This window comes from Parabacteroides sp. Marseille-P3160 (assembly GCF_900162725.1).
Taxonomy (GTDB): Bacteria; Bacteroidota; Bacteroidia; order Bacteroidales; family Tannerellaceae; genus Marseille-P3160.
This window is the reverse complement of the sequence record NZ_LT799418.1, coordinates 1432634-1455746: the sequence shown is the minus strand read 5'-3', so window position 1 is coordinate 1455746 and position 23113 is coordinate 1432634. Positions and strand designations below refer to the sequence as shown.

Annotated in this window: 21 protein-coding genes; 6 read left to right on the top strand and 15 right to left on the bottom strand. The window is 44.4% G+C overall.

What is annotated here, in order from left to right; translation table 11 throughout:
- Positions 1-8 precede the first annotated feature (8 nt).
- Both BQ8014_RS05905 and BQ8014_RS05900 read right to left on the bottom strand, forming a co-directional pair.
- Positions 9-566, bottom strand: coding sequence for an NfeD family protein (locus BQ8014_RS05905; protein WP_080903563.1), 558 nt, complete (start codon positions 564-566; stop codon positions 9-11).
- 113 nt (positions 567-679) lie between these two features.
- A complete protein-coding gene (locus BQ8014_RS05900; protein WP_080903562.1) occupies positions 680-1906 on the bottom strand; it encodes a C45 family peptidase in 1227 nt (408 codons plus the stop codon).
- Positions 1907-2372: 466 nt separating this feature from the next.
- On the opposite strand from BQ8014_RS05900, the gene BQ8014_RS05895 reads away from it, so the two are divergent.
- From BQ8014_RS05895 to BQ8014_RS05870, 5 genes are all read left to right on the top strand, one after another.
- Positions 2373-3314, top strand: a complete 942-nt coding sequence (locus BQ8014_RS05895) for a type 2 periplasmic-binding domain-containing protein (RefSeq protein ID WP_080903561.1) — start codon at positions 2373-2375, stop codon at positions 3312-3314.
- 147 nt (positions 3315-3461) lie between these two features.
- A complete protein-coding gene (locus BQ8014_RS05890) occupies positions 3462-4121 on the top strand; it encodes a DUF5715 family protein (RefSeq protein ID WP_080903560.1) in 660 nt (219 codons plus the stop codon).
- Positions 4122-4386: 265 nt separating this feature from the next.
- Positions 4387-6309 carry a molecular chaperone DnaK gene (dnaK, locus tag BQ8014_RS05885; RefSeq protein WP_080903559.1) on the top strand — a complete coding sequence of 641 codons (1923 nt, stop codon included), beginning with the start codon at positions 4387-4389 and terminating at the stop codon, positions 6307-6309.
- Positions 6310-7014: 705 nt separating this feature from the next.
- Positions 7015-7407, top strand: a complete 393-nt coding sequence (locus BQ8014_RS05875; protein ID WP_080903558.1) for a YybH family protein — start codon at positions 7015-7017, stop codon at positions 7405-7407.
- A 4-nt stretch (positions 7408-7411) separates the two neighbouring features.
- Complete coding sequence (locus BQ8014_RS05870; RefSeq protein ID WP_080903557.1) at positions 7412-7690, top strand: hypothetical protein; 279 nt, start codon at positions 7412-7414, stop codon at positions 7688-7690.
- A 62-nt stretch (positions 7691-7752) separates the two neighbouring features.
- Here BQ8014_RS05870 and BQ8014_RS05865 read toward each other — a convergent pair whose 3' ends face one another.
- Entirely contained in the window at positions 7753-8610 is an 858-nt protein-coding gene (locus tag BQ8014_RS05865) for a bifunctional transcriptional activator/DNA repair enzyme AdaA (RefSeq protein ID WP_080905839.1), read from the bottom strand.
- An 85-nt stretch (positions 8611-8695) separates the two neighbouring features.
- Entirely contained in the window at positions 8696-10858 is a 2163-nt protein-coding gene (locus BQ8014_RS05860) for a bifunctional alpha,alpha-trehalose-phosphate synthase (UDP-forming)/trehalose-phosphatase (protein WP_080903556.1), read from the bottom strand.
- A 498-nt stretch (positions 10859-11356) separates the two neighbouring features.
- On the opposite strand from BQ8014_RS05860, the gene BQ8014_RS05855 reads away from it, so the two are divergent.
- Positions 11357-13150 (top strand): glycoside hydrolase family 15 protein, encoded by a 1794-nt coding sequence (locus BQ8014_RS05855; protein WP_080903555.1) that lies wholly within the window; start codon positions 11357-11359, stop codon positions 13148-13150.
- Between the two features lie 202 nt (positions 13151-13352).
- Here BQ8014_RS05855 and BQ8014_RS05850 read toward each other — a convergent pair whose 3' ends face one another.
- The 11 genes from BQ8014_RS05850 to BQ8014_RS05800 all read right to left on the bottom strand — a co-directional run bounded on the left by BQ8014_RS05850 (position 13353) and on the right by BQ8014_RS05800 (position 23102).
- A complete protein-coding gene (locus BQ8014_RS05850; RefSeq protein ID WP_080903554.1) occupies positions 13353-13766 on the bottom strand; it encodes a DUF1634 domain-containing protein in 414 nt (137 codons plus the stop codon).
- 3 nt (positions 13767-13769) lie between these two features.
- Positions 13770-14612, bottom strand: coding sequence for a sulfite exporter TauE/SafE family protein (locus BQ8014_RS05845; RefSeq protein WP_080903553.1), 843 nt, complete (start codon positions 14610-14612; stop codon positions 13770-13772).
- A gap of 116 nt (positions 14613-14728) precedes the next feature.
- Positions 14729-15409 carry a hypothetical protein gene (locus BQ8014_RS05840; protein WP_080903552.1) on the bottom strand — a complete coding sequence of 227 codons (681 nt, stop codon included), beginning with the start codon at positions 15407-15409 and terminating at the stop codon, positions 14729-14731.
- Entirely contained in the window at positions 15409-15969 is a 561-nt protein-coding gene (locus tag BQ8014_RS05835) for a hypothetical protein (protein ID WP_080903551.1), read from the bottom strand. Before BQ8014_RS05835 ends, BQ8014_RS05840 begins: the two co-directional genes overlap by 1 nt.
- A 158-nt stretch (positions 15970-16127) precedes the next feature.
- Complete coding sequence (locus tag BQ8014_RS05830; RefSeq protein WP_080903550.1) at positions 16128-17543, bottom strand: hypothetical protein; 1416 nt, start codon at positions 17541-17543, stop codon at positions 16128-16130.
- 371 nt (positions 17544-17914) lie between these two features.
- Positions 17915-18688 (bottom strand): tryptophan synthase subunit alpha, encoded by a 774-nt coding sequence (gene trpA, locus BQ8014_RS05825; protein WP_080903549.1) that lies wholly within the window; start codon positions 18686-18688, stop codon positions 17915-17917.
- The gene (locus BQ8014_RS05820; protein ID WP_080903548.1) at positions 18685-19314 is read right to left on the bottom strand and encodes a phosphoribosylanthranilate isomerase; all 630 of its coding nucleotides are present in this window, start codon (positions 19312-19314) and stop codon (positions 18685-18687) included. The genes trpA and BQ8014_RS05820 overlap by 4 nt, the downstream gene beginning before the upstream one ends.
- A complete protein-coding gene (trpC, locus tag BQ8014_RS05815; RefSeq protein WP_080903547.1) occupies positions 19308-20120 on the bottom strand; it encodes an indole-3-glycerol phosphate synthase TrpC in 813 nt (270 codons plus the stop codon). The genes BQ8014_RS05820 and trpC overlap by 7 nt, the downstream gene beginning before the upstream one ends.
- Before the next feature lie 3 nt (positions 20121-20123).
- Entirely contained in the window at positions 20124-21119 is a 996-nt protein-coding gene (gene trpD / locus BQ8014_RS05810; protein ID WP_080903546.1) for an anthranilate phosphoribosyltransferase, read from the bottom strand.
- A gap of 4 nt (positions 21120-21123) precedes the next feature.
- Positions 21124-21690: an anthranilate synthase component II gene (locus BQ8014_RS05805; protein ID WP_080903545.1), complete on the bottom strand. Its 567-nt coding sequence runs from the start codon at positions 21688-21690 to the stop codon at positions 21124-21126.
- Between the two features lie 8 nt (positions 21691-21698).
- Positions 21699-23102, bottom strand: coding sequence for an anthranilate synthase component I family protein (locus tag BQ8014_RS05800; RefSeq protein WP_080903544.1), 1404 nt, complete (start codon positions 23100-23102; stop codon positions 21699-21701).
- Positions 23103-23113 lie beyond the last annotated feature (11 nt).

Genomic DNA, 23113 nt, shown 5'->3' with positions numbered 1-23113 from the left:
TTTTTGATTTAATCCATCTTAGTCACAACTAATGTATTTCCTTCTATACGGACGACTTTCACGTTGCCTCCCGTTTTAAGCTCTGTGTTGCCGGTTGTCACAGCTTCCATCTCCCGAACCGAACCATTGATACTAATCAGCACTTTCCCTTTCCCTCCCTTTAATGGAGGGATCTTCAGATAGACATTTCCTGTCTTTCCGATCATGTCTTCGATCTTCACCGTATTATCTTCACTCAGTTTCAGAAAAGCTTTAATGACAATCAGAAAAATCAGGGCAAAAAGACAACCGACAAAAAGAGAAACAAGTCCTAAGATCAATTTGGAACTGAAAACGGAATAAAATGCAACGCCTGACCATCCAAAACCTAAAAGAAAATTTACAATATTACGGAGGGACAGAAGATGAAGCGGATTTTCCATTTCACCTGCATGTGTTTCCATATCGGCATCTCCCCCTCCTACAAGTGAAGCAACAGTCAGCAAAATAAAAACAAAACTGGAACCGCAGGCGATATACCAATAAATTGCCTGAAGTGATTCCATCGTGGTAAAAAACTCTTTCATTATTTGTTTTTTTAAAAGGTCGGATTAAATGAGTAATAGACTTTACAAATATAAAGATTATTTAATAACTTATCTATCTTCGCCACCATTAATCGGATGCTATTTCTAGACGTTTATTTTGCCGTAGTAACCTGCATGACTTGATAATAATATTCACTCACCGTCTGATCAACCCATTGTGCATACTCCTTCAGTTTTTCCGGGCGTTTGCCTTGTTGCCTCCATTCCGAAAGCAGTTCTGACGATTTCTTCCATAACAGTTCTTCCAGAGGAGCCAGTTTCTGCAAAATTCCTTTCCCGTCTGCCGAGAGTAAAGCTGCCCAATTCAGATAATCACTCCCTTCGCCATATTGGATGGGAAACAATCGGTTCTTCAAGGAAAGCGACCAATCACATAGCTGGGCCTTTTCCTTAGAGTCAGCCAACATAATAGAAGGATAAATATGCCGGGGATTAAGCCAGACCGGAATTGCAACCGTTGTCAAAGGGGAGCCCAACAAGGTCCACATCGTAGTCATTTCGAGTGCTTCTCCTTTCTTTACTCCCTGGACGGCTATGGCAGAGGCCGTACTGTAGCGGATAATATAATCGCGAAAAGGAACAAAGGCAGGCTGTTCGGCTGTTGTAGGAAGGTTTTCCCGCAGGTTGGTTCCCGTCAGACCGTGCGTCAGGCAACGGGCCACATCTTTGAGTAGGAATTCGGGGGTAAGTCCACTGCATAGAGCAGCTTGATAAAATAAGACAGTAGCCTGCTGGTAACGACTCAATCCCATATCCCTCGTCCGATCACCCGAATAAGAAAAATTTGTTCGAATAAGATAACCGGAAGGGGCTATTTTCGAGTCGTTCACATCATATTTTACGTAATGATCGTCCCCTGTTTCATAATAAGCCGCTCCACCTTGGGCATCAATCACTCCGAAATTCGCGCTGACTAACAGCGGCCGGGGAAGCGTATCCAACAGTTTTTCAAAATCAGCCAAGGTCGCACAAGCTTGCAAAGCCTTTTTCATAACAATACCTTCCCGTTCTTCCCGGTTCTTATTGGAAGGAGGGTTCAGATTATAAGAGGCCGAATTCATTATCGCGAAACCGGTACTATTATAACCGCCCCAAACTTCCAAGCCCAACGTATCGCTCGTATTCACAATACCGATATATTCATACTTTCCATCGGAAAAAGACATCAGTTTATTCTGCAAACTCCCCGTATCCCGCTGTTTAAACAATAGAGGACGACCGTCCGGTGTACCTTTTCCCGAAATAATAGCTGTTGTACAAGCCATTAAATGGATAGAAGCAGAAAGAAAAAGCCCCGCAATACAAATAAGTGTTCTCATAGGATAAGTATATTAAATGCATGAAACATAAAAAACAGAATACGAATGCAATATACAGATAAAACAATTAAAAAGGAAACTCTCTCCGACTGAATTGCCATTTTAGGGATTAATCCTAAGTTCTTATGTTTGTAAAAGGTTAAAGCTATAAGCCAAGATTATTATATATTTAAGATGCATCTTCGGAGCAGTGTCAAAAGGAAATCCTGCCAAAATTCATAACTATGAATACGCACATTCATAGTTATGATTGCGTTCGTTCACAGTTATGGTTGAGTTCATTCATAGTTATCAATTTTTTAAGTGGATAAGCGAGTCCAACTTGTATTTTGACATAACCTTAAATATACCACATTGAGGGTATTGCCCTGTTGGGAGACTAGGCATACATTTGCAGCATAGAAAGATAGAATGTGATAAAACGAACATAATCCGAAAGATAAAAACTAATTAATTAATAAGACTTATGAACAGATCGAAATTCGTACAGCTTGTTGCTCTATTGCTTTTTGCCGGCACACTTGCCGCACAAAAACCTCAGGAGGAGACCATCTATATAAAGAGTCCCAAATTCACGACTCCCCTGATTGAAAAATGGATCAATGAATACAGCAAAAAAAACACCCAGGTGGTACTGAAAATCGCGGACAAACAGACGGCTCCCAATGCAGATGTTGATCTGGTTATTTCCAAAGTATCCGAAGATGAATTGCAACCGGGCCAATTCGTTTCCTACATTGGCCGGTATGCATTGCTACCGGTGGCCAACACTCAAAACCCGACACTCGACAAACTGAGCAAGAAGAAATTGAATAATAAAAGACTGAAAGAACTTTTCTTTGAAAAGGATATATTGGATGAAGATGCGTCTGCCCCTTCCAAAAACGACTTGAATGCAACCATCTATTCGGGAAACAACGAAGAATCGGTTGCTTCCGCTTTCGCTTCGCATTTCGGATATACTCCGGCAAGTCTGAAGGGGAAAAAAATATCGGGTGATGATATCTATCTTCTTCATGCCATAAAAAAGGATCCTTCAGGAATCACGTTCAACAACCTGAGTTATATCTACGACACGGATACCCGTCAGTTGAAAAAAGACTTGGCAATTGTCCCTCTGGACCTGAAGAAAGAACAACGGGAGGCTTTGGAAGCTTCGAATATCGACAAAACCATTGCATTAATCGAATCGGAGGAGATCGACCTGATTCCAGTGGAAGCGATCGGTTTCGTATACCAAAACAATAATCCCGAAATAAAGAATTTCTTGAAATGGATATTGTCCGAAGGGCAAACATATAATCACCAATACGGATTCCTGAATCCTGACCAAAAGACGCTGTCCGCCGAATTAGAACAGATCAACAAACAACATAACAACAATCTGACATCTCTGCAATCCAAATAAGTTCTATCTAAAATGAGTGTCGAAATATACGTATGATTTTTCATACGTATATTTTTTGCCTGTAATTGTCTTGCTGAAAATTCAGTGAACGAACTCTTTTATTTCAACAAGATTCCCTAACTTTGGACGCTGAACAACTTACCAAGGATGAAAAAAATAGTAAATTATATTTTCTTGCTGTTATTCAGCCTGCTGACACTCGGTATCGTCTTGTCTTGCAAAGAAAAGCGGGGAGAATTGATCCGCATTTGGTTCAACGGCAGCTATAACCGGGATTTCAACGACCTCAACGATTTGCACCTCTCTTCTGCCAAAACCTTGGGAATCGAACCTGTGGCATCGAGGGAAAAAGCCAAACACGCTTCCCGGAAGATGAAAGAAATCCGCTCGAATGATTACTATGACGTAGAAGAATTAACCCACTCCATTCCTTTTTTAGTACCGGAGGCCGAAAAATTACTGAAAGATATAGGTACGAATTTCCAGGATACACTCAAGAATCATAATGCACCTCTCTACCGCTTGCTGGTAACCAGCATTACGCGCACGACCGAAGATATTTCGAAACTACGGAAAAGAAACTTCAATTCGTCTCTGAATTCCGCCCACCTTTATGGTACGACGTTCGATATTTCATGGAACCGCTTTCCTAAAGTGGACGAAAAAGATACCCTGAATATCCCGGCAGAAGATCTAAAAATGGCGCTTGCTATGACGCTTCGCGACTTGCAAAAAGCCAAGCGTTGCTACATCAAGCATGAACGCAAGCAAGGATGCTTCCATATAACCGTGCGAAAAGAATCCTGAGCCCAACCTTATGGATTTTCACCCTCGATTCTGGATAGCCTCCACTCTTGCTGACAGTCTGACGCAAAAAACACGAGAACAAAGTTTTTGCCCATCCCATTTGTTTTCTATTAAAAATCAAACAGGTAGGATTTATGACTTCTTGTCAGCCGACCTGCCATTCCAAAAAGATGCTACTTTTTTCCTGTTTTGGCACACAATTTGACATATCCAGAATAAAGGATCAAAACAGAATTAAATAACAACAAATATAAAGTATAAAATTATGGGAAAAATTATTGGAATAGACTTAGGAACAACAAACTCCTGTGTTGCCGTTCTGGAAGGAAACGAACCGGTAGTCATCGCGAACAGCGAAGGAAAAAGAACTACGCCTTCCATCGTCGCTTTCGTTGAAGGCGGAGAACGGAAAGTAGGAGACCCGGCTAAACGTCAGGCCATCACGAACCCGCAGAGAACGATTTTCTCCATCAAGCGTTTTATGGGAGAAACGTATGATCAGGTAACGAAAGAAATAGCCCGTGTGCCTTACAAAGTGGTACGGGGTGAGAATAATACGCCTCGGGTTGACATCGACGGCCGTCTATACACCCCGCAGGAAATATCCGCAATGATACTTCAGAAGATGAAAAAGACGGCGGAAGATTATTTGGGGCAGGAAGTAACGGAAGCGGTCATCACGGTCCCCGCTTACTTCAGCGACGCTCAACGCCAAGCTACAAAGGAAGCCGGGGAAATCGCCGGATTGCAAGTGCGCCGTATCGTGAACGAACCGACTGCTGCCGCATTGGCTTATGGTTTGGACAAATCGTCCAAAGACATGAAAATTGCCGTATTCGACTTGGGTGGAGGTACATTTGATATATCCATCCTTGAATTGGGTGACGGTGTATTTGAAGTAAAATCGACCAATGGGGATACCCACTTGGGAGGAGATGACTTCGACCATAAAATCATCGATTGGTTGGCTGAAGAGTTCCAGAAAGAAGAAGGTCTCGACTTACGTAAAGACCCGATGGCTTTGCAACGGTTGAAAGAAGCTGCCGAAAAGGCAAAAATTGAATTGTCAAGTTCAACGAGTACGGAAATTAACTTGCCGTATATCATGCCGGTCAATGGAATTCCCAAACACTTGGTAAAGACATTAACCCGCGCCAAATTCGAACAACTGACCGATTCTTTGATTCAGGCTTGCCTCGAACCGTGTAAAAAAGCGGTCGCCGATGCCGGTTTGACAACATCCGACATAGATGAAGTGATCTTGGTAGGTGGTTCAACCCGTATTCCTGCCATTCAATCGATCGTAGAAAAGTTCTTCGGCAAAACTCCATCCAAAGGTGTAAACCCGGATGAGGTGGTTGCTGTCGGTGCCGCTATCCAAGGCGGTGTGTTGACCGGTGAAGTGAAAGATGTCTTGTTGTTGGATGTAACGCCTTTGTCCTTAGGTATTGAAACCATGGGTGGCGTGATGACAAAATTAATCGAGTCAAATACAACCATTCCGACAAAGAAATCCGAAGTGTTTACCACCGCGGTCGACAACCAGCCTTCCGTTGAAATTCATATCTTGCAGGGCGAACGTCCTTTGGCCAAAGACAATAAGTCAATCGGCCGTTTCCACTTGGATGGCATACCTAATGCAGCGCGTGGTGTCCCACAGATTGAAGTGACATTCGATATCGATGCCAATGGTATCCTGAATGTTTCCGCGAAAGACAAGGGAACCGGCAAAACGCAAAGTATCCGTATTGAAGCATCCAGTGGTTTGAGTGATGATGAAGTTAAGCGGATGAGGGAAGAAGCTGCCGCCAATGCCGAAGCCGACAGAAAAGAAAAGGAACGCATCGACAAGTTGAACCAGGCCGATAGTTTGATTTTCCAGACGGAAAAGCAATTGAAGGATTTGGGAGACAAGTTACCTGCGGACAAGAAGGCCTCGATTGAAGCCGCTTTGAACAAATTGAAAGACGCCCACAAGATTCAGGATGTGAATGCAATCGATGCAGCAACAGCTGAATTGAACACCGTCTTCCAAGCTGCCAGCCAGGACATCTACAATTCTCAGGCGCAAAGCGGAGCCCAAGCCGGAGCCAACCCCAACGCAGGAGCAGGTAGCAGCAGCAACAGCAATACCGGCACCGACAACAAAGGAGACGTCACCGATGTCGACTTCGAGGAAGTGAAGTAAAAGGCGATTAGAAATAATTGATAAATATTAGAAATAGGATGTAAACATTTGGTTTACATCCTATTTTATTTTTAATAAAGTTCTTGAATGCTATTGTTCTTGATTATTTTTTATCATCATTTGTACCATAATTGTATCGAAACTTATTTGAAGACGAAATGGAACTTATAAGCACTTATGAATACTTATAGGTACTTAAACTATAAAGATAACGATGAATAGAATTCAAAAACAATATGCGGTGTGTGGATAGGCTTTTGTTACAAAGACGATATCAGAAAAAATTACTTTACGGATATTTACGACACTCCAATCTATGAAAATGGCATTCAGCTAAAGGATATAGTTATGTTAATAAAAATAATCAAAAGCCTATCATACAGACCTATAAAGATCAGTAATTTCGAGGAAGTCTGCAATCTGCCTCAATGTGCTGGAGAACTATTCTTCATGTTTCCGAAAGCAAAGCATCCATTTGACAAAATACAATGTTTCGGAGATACATATTTCTTGTTTCAACACCAACACAAAGGGTATTCTGCTGTATTCCAAGCTGAGTTATACTCCTTATGCTATCGAAAGGCGGATGACACTTCAAGGCGAATCGTTAGCTTAATCAAACTTAGAAAGATAGTTTCGTAAAATTACAACCTCTATTTTTCAAATATTTACTAAATTTGTTAGTGATTCTAAATACATAGTTTTATGAGCGAAAGCAATGAAAATATCAAGACTTCGATTATAGCTTTAGAGAAGCATGCTTTAGAGTTATGGAACAACGGAAATCCTGATGGATTTATAAACTTATCTTCTACTGAAGTTGTCTATATTGACCCTGCTTTCGAGCAAAAACTTGAAGGGAAGAAGGCATTGGAAGATTATTATAACATTATCAGGGGGAAGATTAAAATCGACCAATATGAAATGATAAATCCCACCGTGCAACTATCTTCGGATACCGCTGTCCTAACATATAATTATGAGGCTCATAGGGGTGGTATGGCGTTCAAGATGAACTGTACAGAGGTTTACAGATTAAATTCAACTAATAAGTGGGAAATCTTACATACCCATTGGTCCTTTGTTCAGTCAAAATAACAATATGGACAATTTGCCTTTTTGGATACTGACGGTCGCTTATGCAGCACATATATTGGAAGAATATATGTTGAATTGGAAGAAATGGGCTCAGGAAATATCCAATCTACAATTAGAATGGTCTGAGTTCTTTGTTGCTAATTTTGCTGTTATCGTTTTAGGTATCAGTTGCTCTGTTGTGGGTTTCAGTTGTCCTGTTTATTCTTATCTGTTTGTTGGCTTATCCTTTATCAATGGCTTATTTGCACATATTGGGACAACAATAATATTAATTTTGAAGTAAAGAATCACAATCAGTCTAATAAAAAGCGATTATCTCTAATATGATAATCGCTTTTTTTATGCCTAATCGTCGAGGGACGAATTATTGGTTATACTGCTTTCACGCGCGATTAAAGCCATTTTGCGGAAGGAGCCCCAGTGGTAGCCTCCGATGAGACCGGTAGAACGAATGACCCGGTGACAAGGAATCCAGAGTGAAACAGGATTGCTGCCTACGGCTGTCCCTACCGCCCGGTTCGCTTGCGGACGGCCTATTTCGCGGGCTATATCGCCATAAGTGACTAAGCAACCTTCCGGTATCTTCAGCAAAGCCTCCCAGACTTTCAGTTGGAAATCAGTACCTTTAAGATATAATTTCAGTTCACCTTGAGATTCCCTGTCAGGCTCAAAAAAATGCAAAGCTTGTTGCTGATGAACGTCCGCACCTTCTTCCCATTTTGCCTGCGGGAAAAGAGCCTTCAACTCATTCAGCGCCGCTACTTCCTCATCTGCAAATCCCATGAAACAAAGCCCTTTGCCGGTAGACGCTGTCAGAATCCTACCTAAGGGGGTTGGATGAAAAGAATACCGGACATTCAATCCGGCGCCGCCGTTTTTATACTCACCCGGCGTCATGCCTTCCACCCGGATAAAGAGATCGTGCAAACGCCCGGTTCCGGACAAGCCGGTCTCCATGGCTGCATCGAAAAGGCTTGATCTGCCTTCACGCAACATCTTCTTCGCATTTTCCAGACTGACATATTGAAGAAACTTCTTGGGGCTGACTCCGGCCCATTCGGTAAAAATGCGCTGGAAATGAAAAGGACTCATCCCCATCTGCCGGGCAATATCTTCCAGCGCAGGCTGCTGCCGATAGTGCGTGTAAATATACTCTATCGCTTTCCGGATCCGTTCGAAATTAGTTTGTTGCTGTGCATTCATTTCCATTCTTTTTATTTCGTGGACAGTGCAAATCTAAAAGAATTTCATGAAAGAAACGACCCGAATCTTGCTAATGTTGCTCTCTTTAAAGTAGCCCTCTAAGGAAAGGAAGGGTCATGCTTTGGGCAGGCAAATCATATTTGGCAAGCTCTGAAACCGTACCGATCTTTACGGTGATCGCATCTTTCGGAAGTGCGGCAAACATATCTTCATCGGTAGTATCGTCACCGATCGCCAGGATAAAATCATAGGAATCCTGAGCCAAAAGACGCTTCGCCTCATATCCTTTATTATAATCGGCAGTCTTGATCTCAATCACTTTATTTCCTCTCATTATCTGCAGATTCAGACGGGTACAAGGGCTTATCAATTTCCGGATTAACTGATTGACACGTAAATCGGCTAACCATATATCCACATTTCGGTAATGCCAGACCAAAGCCGTCTTCTTTACTTCCATCTTCGAGCGTGGAGTCCGACTGATGGTCTGCTCAAGGATATGCAGGATCTCGTCATCCCATTCGATTTCATTGATGCGACTATGCCACACTCCTTCTTCCTTGTAGAACGTTCCGTGCTCTGCCGCCAGTCCGATAGGCAAATGGCCGAACCAATTCTCTAACGTGTCCTTATCCCTTCCGCTGTTAATGACTACCTTATTATGGGGATCCGCCGACAAATCGGTCAACAAGGCCAGCAACTCCTTTGTCGGCCTGGCTTGACTCGGATCATTATAAAAACGGCTCAACGTACCGTCGTAGTCAAAGAGGAGTAAACGTTTATGCGCCTGTTGATAACGTTTGCGGATTTGTTTCAGGCTTTCGGATTCGACAATCTTCCGGCTCATCTTCTCATTCCTTGCCTTTATATCTTCCAGTTCCTGGATAAAATCGCCGGCCCATTGCTTAACCGTATGCTTGGATATGACATTCTGCATTTTTTTCAACAACACCATCTGCTCATCGACCGACATCTCCAAAGCCTGTTGGATCGCTTCTTCGATCTCGTTTGTATCCGTCGGATTCACGATGATTGCATCGGACAGTTCGATCGCCGCTCCTGCCATTTCACTTAAGATCAAAACACCCGGCTGATCTCTCTTCGCTGCCAGATATTCCTTAGCAACCAGGTTCATCCCGTCCCTTAGCGGAGTAACCAATGCGATGTCCGCAATATGATACATCGCCGTCAGCTCTTCAAACGAAAAGGAACGGTAGAAATAATACACCGGCGTCCAGTTGATTGTCGAATAACGCCCGTTGATAAGACCGGTCATCTCATCGATCTTTGTCTTCAGATCGGCATACAGATCGACCGTATCCCGAGAAGGCACCACAATCATTACCAAAGACACTTTACCATGATACTCCGGATGTTTCTCCAGAAAGCCGAGGAAACTTCTCAAACGGATCAGAATTCCCTTGCTGTAATCCAGCCGGTCGACCGCCAAGATCAACTTATGACTTCCAAAGCTACTTTTAAGCTCTTTTGCTTTTTTGCTGACTACCGGATCCAAGATCGCATCGCGATATAAATCATAGTTAATTCCCATGGGGAACGCATCCACTTCGGCCATGTGATCCTCCATCTGGATCTCATCCAAGTTACAATCCACATTCAACACACGGTAGACGGTACTGATAAAATGGCGCATATAATCATAAGTATGGAACCCGATGAGATCGGCTCCCAGCAGTCCGTGCAAGATTTCCGCCCGCTCCGGCAGCCCACGGAACAGCTCATAGGAAGGGAAAGGGATATGATGAAAATAACCGATGCTTACTCCGGTCGTTTTTCCGCGCAGCATTGCCGGAAGCAACATCAGTTGATAATCCTGGATCCAGACGGTATCCCCCGGTTCGATAATCCGGAGCGCCGCCCGGCAAAACAACTGATTCACTTTCTTATATGCGATCCAATAATCGCTATTATATTCAATATAAGAGAAGAAATAATGGCATAAAGGCCAAAGCGTACTATTACTATAGCCTTCATAGTACTTCTCTATCTGTTCAGGAGTCAGGTGAACCGGATGAAAATCCAAGTCTACCAACCGGTTATCAATCTGCTTTTTCTCTTCGGGACTATCGATATACATGCCCGGCCATCCGACCCAATGAATCTCCTGTGCAGATTCCAACGAGCTTAAGCCGGTTGCCAGGCCTCCCTCACTCCTGACAATTTTATATTCTCCTGCTTCCTCTTTAATTTTTACGGGAAGCCTATTCGATATTATAATTAATTTCATAAGGGATTTTTTATTTTGAAAAAAAGATTATTTGATCAGTCTTTGTCGCAAATTAGAAAAAAAAAATCAAAAAGACAAATATCAATTCTTTTTATTTAAATTTAGCCGGTAGAATCCCTTATGATAAGTCTGTCAATACGGATAAGATCCCATCGCTTCACTTTTGCCAATCAACAGCGGGAAACAAGTCTTGCTACATACTGATTTTCATGCAAATATATATCCAATCTATTGTTTGCCGCAGGTCGCCACGAGGACGACCATGATAAGCTTCGAGGCTGACCTTGGTTAAAAATAGAATATCCGTTGTCATGGCAGAACGAAGGTGCTGCCTTAGCAGCGTTGTCCTTATACCCCGGCATAAAAAGAGTGTACTTTCTTATTTGAGAGACCTCATTTTTTTTATTTTTCGATAGAAATGGTTACTTTGCGGGTCATCTTAGTTTTTAAGACTAAGAAATTGTTTAATTTTTACCGAATTATATTATTAGAATAAGCATGAAAAGTTTAGATTATGGTGTCATAGGCAATTGCCGAAGCGCTGCGCTCATCTCTAAGACAGGAAGTATCGATTGGTTTTGCTTTCCGGATTTTGACTCTCCTTCCATCTTCTCCAAATTGCTGGATGAAAAGATCGGCGGCAGTTTCAGCATTGAAGTTTCCCAAGCTTATGCTGTAAAGCAAAAATACGTGGAAAGAACCAACATACTTTGTACCCGCTACGAATCGGCTGAAGGCATCTTTGAATTATTCGACTTTATGCCCCGCTACCGGACTTCGGACACAACCTATTATATGGCGCCTGAAATCGATCGTTATATCCGCTATGTCAGCGGAACGCCGCGCTTTCGCATCCGCTATGATCCCAGGATGAATTACGCCAGGGAGCAGGCCGTCCACCGTAAATTCAAGGAATACATACGTACCTCATCCGTTAGTAACGACAGGGACAACATCTACCTCTATTCCGGAATCGATTTTGACGATATACTTGAGCAGCGCGAGATTACTCTGACGAAAGATGAATTCCTGTTGCTCTCCTATAACCAGAAACTGATACCAATCAATATCAAACGTATCCTACTGGATTATCAGCGGACAAAAGTTTATTGGCTGAACTGGGACAACCGTTCCAAGAAATTTAAGGAATATAACGAACAAATCGCCCGGAGCCTGTTGACTCTGAAACTCATGTCCGCCGAACCGTCCGGAGCCGTCCTGGCCGCCATAACAACAGCGATGCCGGAAACAATCGGCGAGGAACGAAACTGGGACTACCGTTTCTGTTGGATGCGTGACGCCTCCATGTCGATCGCCACCCTCCTCCGGATGGGGCATCAGGGCGCCGCCCGCCGGTTCCTCGGTTTCATCAAACGCATCCTAAAATCCAAATACGATACGTTTCAGATCATGTACAGCATTCGCGGCGAACGGACGCTTACGGAAGAGATACTACCTCATCTCAGCGGATATGAAAACTCCCGGCCGGTACGCATCGGGAATGCCGCCTACGACCAGAAGCAGAACGATTCCCTCGGTTACCTGCTCGAGGTAGTCTACCGGTATTACATCTATTTTACCGGAACGCTGGACGAAGTGGAGGAGATATGGGAAGTCGTCAAGAATGTGGTAAAAACCATCTATGCCGAATGGCAGAACGCAGACCAAAGCATTTGGGAATTCCGGAACACGAAGGATTACTTTGTCTTTTCCAAAGTCATGTCGTGGGTTGCCTTGGACCGGGCTGCCCAGATTGCCGCCCTACTCGGAAAGACCTATTATGAACAGGAATGGAGACAAGAAGCCGACCGCATTTATCAGGATGTGCTGGAAAAGGGATGGAACGAAGAGCTACAAAGCTTCACCCAGACTTACGGGGGAAGCGAAGTCGATTCTTCCCTCCTGTTGATGGAATACTATAATTTCATCCAGCCGAATGACGAGAAATATGTGAAAACAGTCCAACGGATCAAAAAAGAGTTGTTCAACGACGGATTGATGTTCCGGTATAAAAACAAAGATGATTTCGGTACTCCCACATCCGCCTTCACGATTTGTACATTCTGGATGGTCCGCGCGCTCTATATGACCGGTTCGAAAGACGAGGCAAAAACGCTTTTCGACCAGCTTCTCACCTATTCCAACCATGTCGGCCTGTTCAGCGAAGACCTCGATTTCAAGACCAAACGGCAACTCGGCAACTTTCCGCAAGCCTACTCTCACCTGGCATTGATCGACACGGCCGCCCTCTTCACGGAAGAGCGGGTCTTGTCCAAATTTATCCGTCCGTGAACGGCATCAGGTGATGCAATCCTGTAAATGTGTCAAAAGTCCATCGTGGGGTGTGTAGGGGCGAATTGAATTCGCCCGTATTATGGAATCATGTATATAATACGTTGATTTTTATTAAATTGAATAGGAGCGGGCGAATGCAATTCGCCCCTACGGAATTCCCTTATGGCCCTTTTGACACACCTTCTCTCTCAAAACGGAATCAATGCAGCCCGAAAAATATATTAGAAAGGATGATAGCCAACACCAACAAGGTGATAAAGACATACAGATAATCGCGTTCGATGAAGAAGGCAAGCGCCGAAAAGGCCACCCTGATCACCGGGGTGGCTATCAATACGATGACCCCCAATTGGATAATCGCCGCCCCATCTCCTTCGAGCACGTGCGGCAAGATGCACGGTAACTCCCGGAGATACGCATCCACGCCGGGAAAAGGTTCCCCTGCAGGCGTTGAACTGTAGTCGGCAGTGACTCCGTGATGCTGATACAGGTAGAAAATGGCCCCCACCCCGGTGATGCAGCAGGAAAGCACCACTCCGTAACGCAGTAACTTCCCGATGAGAAGCTCCACATCCCGTTCCATCCAGAATTCTTTGGTAAAAATCCGTTTCATTACTTACAACTTTCCGCTTAAACCATTATACATCATTGTGATGGCGACAATGAAGATGACGACACTGAATAGCAAACGTAAATTCCGCACATTCGCTTTCGGAAGGATCTTCGAGCCCAGGAAAGCGCCCAGAAGTACACCCGTCACAATCGGCATTGCCAATCCCGGATCAATATATCCCCTTTGCAGATAAATAACCGCACTGGCAGCAGTGGTCACTCCCACCATAAAATTACTGGTCGTCGTAGATACTTTGAACGGTATCTTCATTGCCGTATCCATCGCCAACACTTTTAAAGCTCCGGATCCGATTCCCAGGATTCCGGACAAGACGCCAGCCAATGTCATCAGTGAGTAACCTCCCAGCACATGCTGTACTTTATATCGGACTACTTCTCCTTCCCGTGTTATATAGGAACTATTCAAATGAAGTTTCTCTCCCAACGGGTCTCCCTTTTCATTCGGATCCGCTTCCGTTTTTTTGTAAAAAATAGTTCTTAGGGAAGAAAAAATCAACACGCAGCCAAAAAGCACAGCGATAAAACCATTATTTAAATAGATCGCTACCAACGCCCCGACAACCGCACCGGTAGTCGTGGCTATCTCCAGGAACATACCAATGCGTATATTGGTAATACCCTCTTTCAAATAAGCCGCCGCCGCGCCGGAGGAACTGGCGATAGAAGTCACTAATGAAGCGCCGATTGCATAACGCAGATCTACCCCAAAGGCCAAAGTAAGCAGGGGGATAATAACAAATCCTCCCCCCAAGCCCGTCAACGAACCGAGAAAGCCGGCCAGAATAGCTCCGCAAAAAAGAATCAACGTAAACAATCCTAATGTCATAGGCCGCAAAGATATAAAAAACACAGAATGTTTTTTCGTTATACAGATAAAGTTTTTTCTGTACAAGTCAGAATAAAGAATTTCTATTAGCTGGAGTTTGAATGGTAACGTTCAGATTAAAAAGAATAACCGATCCCGATAAACCCGGTATGACAGAACGCCTTCTTTGAAGTAAGATGTTTATTTAACAGATCTCCCTCTATGACTATGTTTCTTCTTCCGGAATAAAGGTCGTAGGTAGAAAGGTTATAGCCGGCTAACAAAGACCAGTTATCGACAGTCAAGGCCAAATAATTTTTCACTTCATAGAAGAAGACACGTCCTCCTTTATTCTTGACTGTTTTATAGTTGGAAGGTATTTCGAAGGTTTCGGTATTAATAGAAGCAAACTCCAACGTTTCGTCGGGTATGGGATTGATTAAAAGGCCCGGTTCCATAGTAATGAAAAGACAGTCGCTTACGAGGGGAAATTTGAAACGTAAAGCCGGACGGAAAAGCAAAACCGCTGCTTTCTCCTTCCGACTGATCCGCCATTGATAGGTAAGGCCGCCTACTAAATCGTAATGCAGGTTTTCCACCACTTCCGTCACCGCCCGTATGCTTCCCACAATTCCGATATTCTTAAGAAGCCTGTAAGAATAAGAAGGTTCGAATTCAAAAGCAAGATAGGAATTTAAACCGGTTGAAAACTGGAATTCGTTTTTCAGAGGTTTAACGACCTGTTGCGCAGCACCTCTCAATGGACAAAGACAAGTAATAATCCATATCCAATAGATCGCAAAATACCTCTTTCCCATCAGAATATAAAACCTATCCCGCCCGAAAGGGAGTGACGTGTATTGTGATCTTTCTTTACATCTGAAATTACACCTGCATCAGAATAGTAAGTTAAATCGTAACGAATAGATTGTAAATGATACCCTAACAGAAAGTTTAAGGCAAAAAGTTTACGTAACTGAAGTTTATAACCCAACCCCGTATTTAACAACAATCCCGCGTTAGATATTCCTGTTCCAATACCGTAACCTACTTTAGCAAAAACGTAGGGTCTTTCATTGGCTCGAATAGGAGAATAAGCAACTTTTACAAAAACAGGCAGAATTGTATAGGAGGGATCATATAACTTTTCAACGCCGACACCTATTCCGGCAGATAAACGTCTATTTATATCATACATTCCGGCTATATTGAAATCGAAACCACTTAATCCTGATTTTATTGTCCAGAAATCACTCTTTTCATAAAGACCAAGCAGATAATTAGAATCTATATGAACGTGAGATTTATCTTGTCCGCACGCCAGAACCGTTTTCAAAACAATGATTAAAACAAAAAGAGACTTCAATATTGTTTTCATAAGTAAGTAAATGAATTATAAAACATTAATATAAATATTACATATGGGTAACAATGACGACATATTCTCCTAATTAGTATCAAGTATTCTCCAATTTATTCAACCTCACTCTATCTTATAGATAAAGTGAGGCCCTATTTTTAATTTATATCATTAGACTAATTTAATCCCATCGTTCTTACAACTTCCGCTTCTCTTTTTTTTATCCTCATCCCTTGCCAATACTCACCAAATTTTGCAGCCACATACATGTCTCCATTTGCTAAAGTAGGATAAGCCATCTGGGTACTACCTTGAACCACTTTAACGAGTGTACTGGTATAATCACTAAAGGTCTGAGGAAAACTTGCTAAATTTACAGTAATCATAAATTTTGCCTGCGAAGCAAATACATGCGTATATGACTCAGTATTAATTTTTTGGACATCTTGATCACGAAAAAAAGTAATTATATGAGTACGATTAACAACCAATGCGGCTTCAGCTTTATCCCAGTCTGTTTGATTTTGTGGAACTAAAGATTTTAACCAATCAAAAGCTATTTTAGATCCTTGATTAAGTATTTTATCAAATGTAGAAGCATCAAAATTTGGCATAACCATTGTTTTCACATTTATTTTATACAATGCACCTGGAATATCCATATATTGAACGGGAGATACAGAATTAGAAAGATTCTGCATTTCATCCATGTCTTCTTTAAATTTGTCAGGGATCTTAGTAACAAGAATAACATTTCTCCAACCGACTCTTAAATCATCAGAAGGCGTTTTACTCCATCCGATCCAGTTTTTCTTATCTGTCCAACCTTGTGCTCCAATCTCAGTATAAACAACATAATCGTAGAAATAAAAGGAACCCTTAACACGTCTTTTATCTGTATGTGGATAATACTTTCCAAACTCTCTTGTTGAACCAAATAAATTTTGAACAATTTTTCCCAACCAAGTCGTCCTATCAGCCGTAAACCAATCTAATTTATCAAGAATTGGGTCTAAACCTGTGTGCGATCCAGATTTTAAAGTCATAGGACTTTCACCTTCAATATACTCATTTTCAACCTTCTTATCAAAGAAAGTATCATACCTATATATACCATCTGCAACTATATAAAGCTTATCTCCTATCAACTCCCCTTTCACGAGACTATCCTTCTCATAAATAGCTTCAAATCCTTTCTTCTTATTTTCATTGTAATAATAAGTACCATTAGTAGTTATTCTATAAACAATGTTGTCAACAATAATTTCTCCTTTTTTATTTAATAATTTAGCAAACTCTGGATTTGGTACATATTCATGCATTACCTCGGGATAATTTTTCTGCTCATACATGGATTCGCCAGCTGGCAAAGATTGTTCTCCCGACGATGCAATTCCAGATTTTGTTCGTATTTCTTGGCTTTTTCTTTGGTTTATTGAAGCATTCAATTCATCCTTAGTACTAAATGATAGAATCGCGTCTTCGTTCATTTCTTCTATTTTTACTTCTTCATAGACATCAGATACTTCTGAACAGGAAAAAAGACCAATAAAAAGTGTAATAATTGGAATAATAAAATAATTTGCTTTCATAATTTATGATATGACATAGGTTAATAGTTCACGAATATACACAATAAATTTAACAATCAAATATATTCCAAAAAATTTCATAATAAATCCTGTAAGAATTCCTAAAGTGAACCGATCCCTCCATTTTCACTACAAATAAATAGCAATCAATGTAGAGAGATATCATTGAAAAGGCAGAGCCTATTCTCTGCCGGAGCCTTGAATCAAAAGTTTGCCGGCCATTGGAAGGCTTGTCGTCGGCCATTAGCAGACCTACCAATGGTGAACAACAGGTCTTCCAACGGCCGTCAAACAATAAATCCGGACTGTGATCTTACCGAAACGAATAGATTCCGCCACTGCTACCGGCAGGGAGAAAGGCTCTTCTTCACCTACTCTTTCAGAAGCGCGAGTAAACGATCCAACGCCGCAGCCGGATTAGCCTCGGCTCCCAACAGGGAAACAAATTTACTACCAATAATAGCTCCGGAGGAATTGCCGGAAGCCGCTTCCAAGGTTGCTTTATTACTGATACCGAAGCCAACCAGACGCGGATTCTTCAGGTTCATACCATTGATGCGTCGGAAATAGGCTTGTTTTTGTTCGTCAAAACTCTGTTGTGCACCGGTAATCGCCGCACTTGAGACCATATAGATGAAGCCGGAAGTATGGGCGTCGATCTCACGGATGCGCTCCTCCGAGGTTTCGGGAGTAATCAGCATAATGATTTTCAGTCCATAACGGTCCGCCACCTCCTTGTAATCGGCCAGATAGTCGGCAAACGGAAGATCAGGAATGATCATCCCGTTGACACCGACTTCGGAACAAGAGCGGCAGAAAGCCTCGAAACCATACCGCATGATCGGGTTCAGATAGCCCATTAAGATCAATGGGAGAGTAACTTCCTTACGGATATCTTTCAGTTGTTGAAAAAGCAGCCGGAGCGACATACCGTTGCGAAGCGCCCGGGTAGCGGCATCCTGAATGACCGGCCCGTCCGCCATGGGGTCCGAAAAAGGAATGCCGATCTCGGCCATATCGATCCCTTTGGCCTGCAAAGTGCGAAGTATCTCCACAGTATCGTTCAAATGAGGATATCCAGCTGTAAAATAGAGGGAAAGAATCCCTTGTTTCTTTGTTTCGAATAAATGAGTAATGCAATTCATTGTTGTTGTTTTTTGTAGTGATTGATAAAATCGGACAAACGGGGAATGTCTTTCAAAGCCGGCTCCGTTTCGAAGCCGCTGTTCAGATCGATGCCTGCCATTTGCAAATGATGGAAGGCCGCCAAGTCACCGAGGCTGCCGGGATGAAGCCCGCCGCTCAGCAAAAAAGGCGTCTTTCCGGTGTAGGTGGCCAGGATAGACCAGTCGAACCGTTTGCCGGAACCGCCATAAGCCGCCGCCTTCGTGTCGAAAAGGAAATAGTCGACCCGCCCATCATAGTCTGCCGTAGGCGGCAGCGCTTCTCCGCTCGCTACCGGAAAAGCCTTAATGACCGAAAGCCCCCTTTTCTGCAGGGTGTAACAGGTTTCCGGCGATTCATGCCCGTGTAGCTGCAGATAATCCAGCTCCAATTCACCGGCGACCTGCATCATCTGTTCCAGCGGAGCATCGACAAAGACGCCGACTTTCTTCCGTGAAGACGAACGGATCGCCTCGACCCGTTCCTTATCCAGCGATACATAGCGCGGCGAACGGGGATAAAAGATAAATCCCATCCAGTCGACCGCCAGCGCCGCCACTGCACGGATATTCTCCGGTTCGCGCAATCCGCAAACCTTGATCAGCATGGCAACCCTCCGATAAAGTCAGCCAGCGCTTTCCCGGGATTCTCCGCACGCATGAAAGTCTCCCCGATCAGGAAACCGCGGAAACCGGACGCCCGCAACCGCGCCACCGTCTCCGGATTGGAGATTCCGCTTTCCGAAACCAACAAGGGGGAGTAGCCATAAGTCGCCGACACTTCTTTCATGCCTTCTATCAAAAGATATGAGTTCCCGACGTCAGTATAAAAAGTTCCCAGATTCCGGTTATTCACCCCCAGTAAGTCGATGCAAGGGTTCAACCGGGAAAGCTCCCCGGGATGATGTACCTCCAGCAAAACTTCCAACCCCAGGACATGAGCCGTCTCGGCCAGAGAATAGCACTCGTCTTCCGTCAGGCAGGAGGCGATCAACAAGACTGCGTCCGCCCCCATCACCCGCGCCTGGTAAAGCTGATACGAATCGAGGATAAAATCTTTCCGCAGCAAAGGCAGTTCCACCAGCCGGCGGGCACGCTGCAGATCTCCCAAAGAACCGCCGAAAAAGCGCTCGTCCGTCAAGATAGAACAAGCAGCTGCTCCTGCCGCTTCATACGCGGGAAGCACTTTCGTGATGTCCGCATCAGGGTAGAGCCACCCTTTGGAGGGTGATTTCCGCTTGAACTCGGCAATGATTCCTGTCTTGGATTGCGCCAACGAAGCCCGCATCGAACGGGTAGACCGCTCCAGGCGATCGCTTCCGAAAGCCAAAAGGGTTTCCAGAGGAACCGCTTCCTTTTGCCGGGCAATCTCAATCCGTTTATTCGCAACGATTTCGTCTAATATATCTTTCATTATTCAGGTATTTAAAGAAACAAATTTCTTAAAGGAAGCCAGTGCTTTCCCGCCCTCCAACGATTCGCGCACCTCCGCCAGGCAATCCTGTATCTTCTTCTCCGGGCAGATCACCTGGATCGCAAAAGCAGAATTAGCCAGCACGCAGTTCTTTTGCGCTGCCGTCGCGGTATTCCCCAGTACGGCATCGAATATTTTCGCCGCATCTTCCGGCGTATCCCCGCCATATAGGTCTTTCTCCTCACAACGCTCGAAACCGAGCATCTCCGGGGTATAGACTTTTTCCATTTCCGGCAGCGATACCTTGAATTCGGTTGTCAACGAGATTTCGTCGTATCCGTCCAAACTATGCACTACACCGAACCGGATACCGCTCTCCTGATAAATATAACTATACAAACGCAGCATCGGCAAGCTGTAAACACCTAACAACTGATAAGCCGGCAGCACCGGATTCACCAACGGGCCCAAGATATTGAAAAAACTGCGGACGCCCAAACTTTTCCGGACGGGAGCCACTGCCTTCAAGGCCGGATTAAACAAAGGCGCGTGCAAATAGGCCAGGTTCGTTTCCTCGATAGAGCGGCGCAGACGGTCGATATCCGAAGTAAACTTAACCCCGTGCTGTTCGATCACATTGCTGGCGCCGCTGACGGAAGTCGCCCCGTAGTTCCCATGTTTGACCACTTTATATCCGGCGCCCGCCAGGACAAAGCAAGAGGCGGTACTGATGTTAAACGTATTCTTTCCGTCACCGCCGGTTCCGACAATATCGATCGGCCGGAATTCCGAAAGATCAACCGGGATCCGCATCTCCAGCAAGGCGTCCCGGAATCCAGCCACTTCCTCCACGGAAATACTGCGCATCAGGAAAACCGTGATCAGGCTTGCAACCTGCGCTTCACTGTATTTGCCGTCCGCAATGTTTTGCAGGATCTGATGAGCTTCTTCCCGCCCCAGATACTGATGTTCGAATAATCTATATAATATTTCCTTCATGATCTTATAAATTTAACCAGTTACGAATAATTGTTTTTCCTTGCGGCGTAAGAATGGACTCAGGATGAAACTGGATCCCGTGTACATCATATTTACGATGCCTTATCGCCATGATTTGCTTCTCTACCAGATCTTCGGCCGTTATTTCGAGGCAATCCGGAAAGTCCTCCTTCGAAACTACCCAGGAGTGATAACGACCTGCGCGGAAAGCAGGTTCCAACCCTTCCAACAGTGGATCCCGGGCAATCACACGGATTTCAGAGCAGACGCCATGATGCACATTCGTCAGGTTCTCCAGCTTCGCCCCAAAAGCCTCGCCGATAGCCTGCTCGCCCAGGCAGACGCCGAGAATGGATTTCGTCGGGGCGTACCGCCGGATCAACGGTAAAAGGATGCCGGCCTCTTCGGGGATACCTGGTCCGGGAGAAAGGACGATCTTATCGAAACGGTCGACCTCATCCAGGGAAATCTTGTCATTTCGGTGCACCTCCACATCCGCACCGAATTCCCTCAGTATATGAAGTAAATTATAAGTGAAAGAATCGTAATTGTCGAATAATAATATTTTCATGATCTATCTTAATTCTTTACGGTTGCAGCTAAGGAGATCGCTTTTTTCAACGCTCCCAATTTACTGTTCACTTCCTGCAATTCACGCGCATCATCGCTCTTGGCTACGATTCCGGCTCCGGCCTGGTAGTACAGCACGTTTCCCCGGCTGACAAAGGTACGGATCGTAATGGCCTGATTCAGGTCGCCGTTTAGTCCGATAAATCCGATGCAGCCTCCGTAGGCACCCCGGTTATGCTTTTCCAGTTCGGTGATCAGCTCCATGGCGCGCACTTTGGGTGCCCCGCTCAGCGTTCCGGCAGGGAAGGTATCGATATAGGTCTTAATCGAGTTGCTGTCCGGACGGATCTCTCCGCTGACGCGGGAAACGAGATGGATCACATGGCTGTAATATTGTACCTCCTTGTAGAAATCGACCTTTACGTTATCCGCATTCCGGCTCAGGTCATTCCTGGCAAGGTCTACCAGCATGACATGCTCGGCATTTTCCTTCGGATCGGCCAACAAAGCTTCCGTCCGTTGTTTGTCCAAGGCAAAATCCCCGGTACGGAAAGCCGTCCCGGCAATCGGATCGATGCTGGCATGGCGGCCGCCCACCTTGCAATGCGTTTCCGGCGAAGAACCGAAAATACGGAATCCGCCGAAATCGAAATAGAACAGGTAAGGCGACGGATTGATACTCCGCAAGGCCCGGTAGACCTTAAAGTCATCCCCCTTGAAAGGCTGCTCGAAGCGGCGGCTCAATACGATCTGGAAAACGTCGCCCCGCAGGCAATGCCGCACTCCTTCGCGTACCATCGCCCGGTATTCCTCATCCGTGATCGGAGAAGTCTCTTCTCCTTCCGGAATAAAGTTATAGGAAGCGAAATTACGATTCTCTATCATCGACTCGATGCTTTCCAAGCCGCTTTCCTCTTTTTCACGAAGCAGCTCGACGAGCGTCAGTTCGTTTCTGAAATGGTCGAACACGATTACGTACTTATACAGTATATAAAGAATATCCGGTGCATCGTTCTCCGCATGATGAGACTCGATGACCGGAATATTTTCGAAATAACGTACGGCATCAAAAGCGGTATATCCGTACAATCCGCAAACCTCTTTCTTGGGGCCTTCTACCTGAAAGCAACGGAGAAAGGCGTTCAAGGCATCCTCTACCCGGTAATCTTCGGTCAGGGTAGTTACCTCCGTTACGCCGTCAGGATATGTCGCGGTCGCTTTTCCACAATTGACCCCATAACTGGCCAGGGGGGAAAGCGCAATAAAAGACAAGCTGTTCTCATTTCCGTGAAAGTCCGAGCTTTCCAGTAGAGCGGACTCGGGGTAAAGATCCCTCAATTTCAGATAAAGGCTGACCGGTGTATGCAAGTCGCCGAGCAACTGCTTTGTTTTAGTTTTAAAAATGTAATCCATCTTTCCTATCT